The organism is Streptomyces sp. NPDC057694, from assembly GCF_042799415.1.
In the GTDB taxonomy this organism is placed as follows: domain Bacteria; phylum Actinomycetota; class Actinomycetes; order Streptomycetales; family Streptomycetaceae; genus Streptomyces.
The window spans coordinates 506,627-513,153 of record NZ_JBHVIX010000003.1 but is presented as its reverse complement, the minus strand read 5'-3'; the positions used below and the strand labels follow the sequence as shown (position 1 = coordinate 513,153).

The 6,527-nt window shown below is 70.9% G+C and carries 7 protein-coding genes; 5 read left to right on the top strand and 2 right to left on the bottom strand.

The features are described 5' to 3' along the window. Nucleotides 1-131: 131 nt before the first annotated feature. Complete coding sequence (locus ACFVDP_RS12210; RefSeq protein WP_383487287.1) at nt 132-1,007, bottom strand: biotin--[acetyl-CoA-carboxylase] ligase; 876 nt, start codon at nt 1,005-1,007, stop codon at nt 132-134. A gap of 124 nt (nt 1,008-1,131) precedes the next feature. Here ACFVDP_RS12210 and ACFVDP_RS12205 point away from each other — a divergent pair, with 124 nt between their 5' ends. The 4 genes from ACFVDP_RS12205 to ACFVDP_RS12190 all read left to right on the top strand — a co-directional run bounded on the left by ACFVDP_RS12205 (nt 1,132) and on the right by ACFVDP_RS12190 (nt 3,836). Further along, nucleotides 1,132-2,727: an acyl-CoA carboxylase subunit beta gene (locus tag ACFVDP_RS12205; protein ID WP_383487284.1), complete on the top strand. Its 1,596-nt coding sequence runs from the start codon at nt 1,132-1,134 to the stop codon at nt 2,725-2,727. 40 nt (nt 2,728-2,767) lie between these two features. Next, the gene (locus ACFVDP_RS12200) at nt 2,768-2,974 is read left to right on the top strand and encodes an acyl-CoA carboxylase subunit epsilon (protein WP_383487281.1); all 207 of its coding nucleotides are present in this window, start codon (nt 2,768-2,770) and stop codon (nt 2,972-2,974) included. A 92-nt stretch (nt 2,975-3,066) separates the two neighbouring features. Further along, nucleotides 3,067-3,195, top strand: a complete 129-nt coding sequence (gene mmpB / locus ACFVDP_RS12195) for a morphogenic membrane protein MmpB (RefSeq protein WP_383487278.1) — start codon at nt 3,067-3,069, stop codon at nt 3,193-3,195. Between the two features lie 20 nt (nt 3,196-3,215). Further along, a complete protein-coding gene (locus ACFVDP_RS12190; RefSeq protein WP_383487376.1) occupies nt 3,216-3,836 on the top strand; it encodes a nucleoside triphosphate pyrophosphatase in 621 nt (206 codons plus the stop codon). Here ACFVDP_RS12190 and ACFVDP_RS12185 read toward each other — a convergent pair. Beyond that, a complete protein-coding gene (locus ACFVDP_RS12185; protein ID WP_383487275.1) occupies nt 3,808-4,290 on the bottom strand; it encodes a hypothetical protein in 483 nt (160 codons plus the stop codon). The genes ACFVDP_RS12190 and ACFVDP_RS12185 overlap by 29 nt on opposite strands. 353 nt (nt 4,291-4,643) lie before the next feature. Between ACFVDP_RS12185 and ACFVDP_RS12180 the strand changes: the two genes are divergently transcribed. Continuing rightward, a complete protein-coding gene (locus tag ACFVDP_RS12180) occupies nt 4,644-6,416 on the top strand; it encodes an acetyl/propionyl/methylcrotonyl-CoA carboxylase subunit alpha (RefSeq protein WP_383487272.1) in 1,773 nt (590 codons plus the stop codon). Nucleotides 6,417-6,527: the final 111 nt, after the last annotated feature.

Here is a 6,527-nt window from a genome sequence, read left to right as displayed (position 1 = left end):
GTTCCCCGCGCCCCTGAGGCATGCGCTGCGCGCAGCCTCCCGATGAGATGGCGCACGAAGTGCGCATCTCAGGGGCGCGGGGAACTGCGCGAGAAGCGGCCACCGGCCCGCGGACGACCGACAAAAACCGGTTACGCCGGGCGCAAGTGGACGATGTCGCCGGCGGACACCGGCTCCCGGGTGCCGTCGGGGCCCGCGATGACCAGGCGACCGTCACCGTCCACGGCGACCGCCTCCCCGACCAGGTCCCGCCCCCCGGGCAACTGAGCCCGCACAGAACGGCCCAGCGTCGCGCACCCGGCGGCATACGTCGCCTGCAACCCCGACAGCCCCGGATCCCCCTGCGCGGCGCACCACTCCAGATACCAGCGCTCGAACGACCGCAGAACGGCCCGCAGCAACGGCTCCCGGTCGACGACCTTGGCCCCGGCCAGCGCCAGCGACCCCGCGGTGGGCACCGGCAGCTCATCCTCCCGCAGCGACACGTTCAGCCCGATCCCGACCACGACGCCATCGGACCCGGCCCGCTCGGCGAGGATGCCGGCGGCCTTGCGCTCCTCGCCGCCGACGGTGAGCAACAGGTCGTTGGGCCACTTCAGCGCGGTGTCGACACCGGCCGCCGAGGACAGCGCCGTGGCGAGCGCCACCCCTGTGAGCAGCGGCAGCCACCCCCAGCGCTCCACCGGCACCTCGTGCTCGCCGGGCTTGAGGAGCACGGAGAAGAACAGCCCCGAGCGCGGCGGAGCCGACCAGCGCCGGTCGAGCCGCCCGCGCGCCGCGCTCTGCTCCTCGGCGATCAGCAGGGCCCCCTCGGCGACGGCGCCGGAGGACGCCCGGGTCACCAGGTCGGTGTTCGTGGAACCGGTACGGGGCACCACTTCGAGGGACGACCACAGTCCGTCCCCGCGCAGGAGGGAGCGGCGCAGCCCCGCCTGGCCCAGCGGTGGCCGGTCCAGGTCCGACCAGCGGTTGTTCCCGTGCATGTCTGAACCATCTCGCGGCGTCATGCAACCCAGCGTAGGTGTGGCAAACGCCGCACTGCCGAGCCGTATTCGCGCCACTACGCTACGAGTCAGTAGCCACCGCACCGTCCCCCACCCCCGAACCGTCCAGGCAGGGAGCCGCATCCCGATGTCCGAGTTGGAAGAGAAGCCCGACATCCACACCACCGCAGGCAAGATCGAGGATCTGCGGCGCCGGATCGACGAGGCGACCCACGCGGGTTCGGCCCGCGCCGTCGAGAAGCAGCACGCCAAGGGCAAGCTGACGGCCCGTGAGCGGATCGACCTGCTGATGGACGAGGACTCGTTCGTGGAGCTGGACGAGTTCGCGCGGCACCGCTCGACCGATTTCGGCCTGGACGCCAACAAGCCGTACGGCGACGGCGTGGTGACCGGTTACGGCACGGTCGACGGCCGCCCGGTGGCCGTCTTCTCGCAGGACTTCACGGTCTTCGGCGGGGCGCTCGGCGAGGTCTTCGGGCAGAAGATCATGAAGGTGATGGACTTCGCGCTGAAGACCGGCTGCCCGGTCATCGGCATCAACGACTCCGGCGGCGCCCGCATCCAGGAGGGTGTGATGGCGCTGGGCATGTACGGCGAGATCTTCCGCCGCAACACCCACGCCTCGGGCGTCATCCCGCAGATCAGCCTGGTCGTCGGCCCGTGCGCGGGCGGCGCGGTGTACTCCCCGGCGATCACCGACTTCACGGTGATGGTCGACCAGACCAGCCACATGTTCATCACCGGCCCCGACGTCATCAAGACGGTCACCGGCGAGGACGTCGGCATGGAGGAGCTGGGCGGCGCGCGGGCGCACAACTCGCGCTCCGGCGTCGCGCACCACATGGCGGGCGACGAGAAGGACGCCATCGAGTACGTCAAGTCGCTGCTGTCCTACCTGCCCTCGAACAACCTGAGCGAGCCGCCCGCCTTCCCCGAGGAGGCCGAGCTGGCCGTCACGGACGAGGACCGGGAGCTGGACACGATCGTCCCGGACAGCGCCAACCAGCCGTACGACATGCACACGGTGATCGAACACGTCCTGGACGACGCCGAGTTCTTCGAGACGCAGGCGCTGTTCGCGCCGAACATCCTCACCGGCTTCGGCCGCGTCGAGGGCCGCCCGGTCGGCATCGTCGCCAACCAGCCGATGCAGTTCGCCGGCTGTCTCGACATCCACGCGAGCGAAAAGGCCGCGCGGTTCGTCCGCACGTGTGACGCCTTCAACGTGCCGGTGCTGACCTTCGTCGACGTCCCCGGCTTCCTGCCGGGTGTCGAGCAGGAGCACGAGGGCATCATCCGGCGCGGCGCCAAGCTGATCTACGCGTACGCGGAGGCGACCGTCCCGCTGATCACGATCATCACGCGCAAGGCGTTCGGCGGCGCGTACGACGTGATGGGCTCCAAGCACCTGGGCGCGGACCTGAACCTGGCCTGGCCCACCGCCCAGATCGCCGTCATGGGCGCGCAGGGCGCGGTGAACATCCTGCACCGCAAGACGATCGCGGCGGCCGAGGCCGAGGGGAACGTCGAGGAGACGCGGGCCCGTCTGATCCAGGAGTACGAGGACACGCTCCTCAACCCCTACACGGCGGCCGAGCGCGGCTACGTCGACGCGGTGATCCTGCCGTCCGACACCCGCGCCCACGTCGTGAAGGGCCTGCGCCAGCTGCGTACGAAGCGGGAGAGCCTGCCTCCGAAGAAGCACGGCAACATCCCCCTCTAGACCGTCTGGACCGTCTGCGGACCGTAGGGAGCCATCACCCATGATGATCAAGGTCGTCCGGGGAAACCCGACCCCCGAGGAGCTGGCCGCCGCACTGGCGGTGGTCCAGGCCCGGGCCGCGGCGGAGCCGGAGGCCCCGCCGGCCGCGGCCGAACGGGACGCGTGGGCCGACCCCTCCCGCATCGCCCGCCACCGGCTGCCCGCCCCGGGCCCGGCGAGCTGGTCGCGCACGTACTGGCCCGCCTGAGCAGCCTGCCGGAACGAACTAGTCCGTCTGTGCGGGGCGCCTGAGTACGCGTACTCAGGCGCCCCGCGCGAGCGCGTCGCAGTATCGGTGTCGTGCTGTGGTCTGACCCTGAGGACAAGCCCCCCGAGGAGCTTCGCGCGACGCAGGTGATGCTGCGGCGCGCGAGCGTCGTGCTGGCGCTCGCGATGGTCCTGATCATGTTTCTGCTGGGCGTGCTGTGAGAGGTCGGCGGTTCTATACGCTGACTCCCATGACGCCGTCCCGCCGCCTGATCCTGGCCTCCCAGTCCCCCGCCCGCCTCGGTCTGCTGAGGCAGGCCGGTTTCGCGCCCGAGGTCGTCGTCAGCGGCTTCGACGAGGACGCCGTGACCGCCCCGACCCCCGCCGAGCTCGCGCTCGCCCTCGCCGAGGCCAAGGCCTCCGTGGTGGCCGCCCGGCCCGATGCGCAGGGCGCCCTGGTCATCGGCTGCGACTCGGTCCTCGACCTGGACGGCGAGGCCCTCGGCAAGCCCGCGGACGCCGAGGAGGCCACGGCCCGCTGGAAGGCGATGCGCGGCCGCGCGGGCACCCTTCAGACGGGCCACTGCGTCTACGACACGGCGTCCGGCCGGTACGCGTCGGGCACCGGGTCCACCGTGGTCCGGTTCGGCGAGCCGAGCGACGCGGAGATCGCCGCGTACGTGGCGACGGGCGAGCCCCTCCACGTCGCGGGCGCCTTCACCCTCGACGGCCGCTCGGCGCCCTTCATCGAGGGCATCGACGGCGACCACGGCAATGTGATCGGCCTGTCGCTGCCGCTGCTGCGCCGATTGCTGGCGCAACTGGACGTCAGTGTTACGGAGTTGTGGGCTCAGGAGAGCTAGCGGGTCCGGACGGCGGCGCGGGCGGGCCGGGCCTGCCGTCCACAGGGCCGTTCTCCCGCCGGTCGTAGGCGACCAGCGACAGCACGACGAGGCCGAGTACGACCATCATGGCGACGAAGGCGGGCCAGCCGACGGGGCCGATGACGAATGCCCCGAGCAGTGCGTGCACCACGGCCACGCTGACCAGCAGGATCCGCCCGAAGCCGCCCGGGGCACGGTCGGTGATCGCCGCGCGCAGCAGCACCACGGCGCCCAGCACCAGGTAGAGGCCGAAGACGCCGCCCGCGACCCACGCGCCGATGGTCATCGCACGCGGATCGAGACCGGCCAGAGACATCTTCTGGTTGTCGACCACAAGGCCGAGGAACCAGTTCAGGAAGGCGATTCCGAGCGCCTCCGCGATGAGCACGATCGCGGCCACCCACGCCACCGGCCTGCGGGCCACCGGCCCCACCCACTTTCCCCTGAGCCATCGCCTGTTACTGCGAGTACGTCGTGACATCGCGAACGCTACTAACGGGTAAACGTCCGGACAAGGGTTCTGGCGAAGGCAAAGAATCGTTGGGCCATTCGTAGGGACTCCACAAAGAAAGCCGACCGGCCGCAGCGCGGTCTCACAGAGACCTAGACCACACAGCGGGGATAGGGTTCCACCGAGGGATCCCCTTCAGCCAGGCGCAACAAGGGATTTCCGGGACCGAGCAGCCCTCGAGTCACACTCTGTGTGGGCAAGCTCACCATTGGGGACGGGTCGTAAGGCCGTGTCGGCTGTCCCTAAACTCGGCTTGTTTCAAGGAGGGAGCCATCGTGCGCAAGGTGCTCATCGCCAACCGTGGCGAAATCGCTGTCCGCGTGGCCCGGGCGTGCCGGGACGCAGGGATCGCGAGCGTTGCCGTCTATGCCGATCCGGACCGGGACGCTCTGCATGTCCGCGCGGCCGACGAGGCCTTCGCGCTGGGTGGTGACACCCCGGCCACCAGCTATCTGGACATCGCCAAGGTGCTCCAGGCAGCCAAGGACTCCGGCGCGGACGCCATCCACCCCGGCTACGGATTCCTGTCGGAGAACGCGGAGTTCGCCCAGGCCGTGCTGGACGCGGAGCTGACCTGGATCGGTCCGCCGCCGCATGCCATCCGCGACCTGGGTGACAAGGTCGCCGCGCGGCACATCGCGCAGCGCGCCGGTGCCCCGCTGGTCGCGGGCACCCCGGACCCGGTCTCGGGCTCCGACGAGGTCGTCGCGTTCGCCGAGCAGCACGGTCTGCCGATCGCGATCAAGGCCGCCTTCGGTGGCGGCGGGCGCGGTCTGAAGGTCGCCCGCACGCTCGAGGAGGTGCCGGAGCTGTACGACTCCGCGGTGCGCGAGGCGGTGGCCGCGTTCGGCCGCGGCGAGTGCTTCGTGGAGCGCTACCTGGACAAGCCCCGGCACGTGGAGACCCAGTGCCTGGCCGACTCCCACGGCAACGTGGTCGTCGTGTCCACCCGTGACTGCTCGCTGCAGCGCCGCCACCAGAAGCTGGTGGAGGAGGCCCCCGCCCCGTTCCTGAGCCAGGCCCAGCTGGACGAGCTCTACTCGTCGTCCAAGGCGATCCTGAAGGAAGCCGGCTACGTCGGCGCCGGCACGGTGGAGTTCCTGGTCGGCGCGGACGGCACGATCTCCTTCCTGGAGGTCAACACCCGCCTCCAGGTCGAGCACCCGGTCACCGAAGAGGTCGCCGGCATCGACCTGGTCCGCGAGATGTTCCGCATCGCCGACGGCGAGGAACTCGGCTACGGCGACCCGGTACTGCGCGGCCACTCCTTCGAGTTCCGCATCAACGGCGAGGACCCGGGCCGCGGCTTCCTGCCCGCGCCCGGCACCGTCACCCGCTTCGACGGTCCCTCGGGCCCCGGTGTCCGCCTGGACGCGGGCGTCGAGTCCGGGTCCGTGATCGGCCCGGCCTGGGACTCGCTGCTGGCCAAGCTGATCGTGACCGGCCGCACCCGCAAGGAGGCCCTGGAGCGGGCCGCCCGGGCGCTGGCCGAGTTCGAGGTCGAGGGCATGGCCACCGCCATCCCGTTCCACCGCAAGGTGGTCACCGACCCGGCGTTCGCCCCCGAACTGACCGGCTCGGATGCGCCGTTCACCATCTTCACCCGGTGGATCGAGACCGAGTTCGCCAACGACATCCCGCCGTTCGCCGCGCCCGCGGTGGACGGTGAGGAGGACGAGGCCGGCCGCGAGACCGTCGTCGTCGAGGTCGGCGGCAAGCGCCTGGAGGTCTCCCTCCCGGCCGGGATGGGCATGTCGCTGGCCCGCACCGGGCTCAACGCCGGTGCCAAGCCCAAGCGGCGCGCGGCCAAGAAGTCCGGCCCGGCCGCCTCCGGCGACACCCTCGCCTCCCCGATGCAGGGCACGATCGTCAAGATCGCCGTCGAGGAGGGCCAGGAGGTCAAGGAGGGCGACCTCATCGTCGTCCTGGAGGCCATGAAGATGGAGCAGCCGCTCAACGCGCACAAGTCCGGCACCATCAAGGGCCTGTCAGCCGAGGTCGGCGCCTCCCTCACCTCCGGCGCCGCCATCTGCGAGATCAAGGACTGACGGTCCGACCCGGTTGTACCGAGCGCCCGTTGGCCCCCTGAGAGGGCCGGCGGGCGCTTCGCCGTCGTACCCGAACGATCAGGCATCCTTGAAGGCCCGCATCCTGGGAGG

Coding starts and splice junctions, on each gene's coding strand:
- ACFVDP_RS12210 (WP_383487287.1), bottom strand. CDS start 1,007: ATGACGCCGCGAGATGGTTCAGACATGCACGGGAACAACCGCTGGTCG.
- ACFVDP_RS12205 (WP_383487284.1), top strand. CDS start 1,132: ATGTCCGAGTTGGAAGAGAAGCCCGACATCCACACCACCGCAGGCAAG.
- ACFVDP_RS12200 (WP_383487281.1), top strand. CDS start 2,768: ATGATGATCAAGGTCGTCCGGGGAAACCCGACCCCCGAGGAGCTGGCC.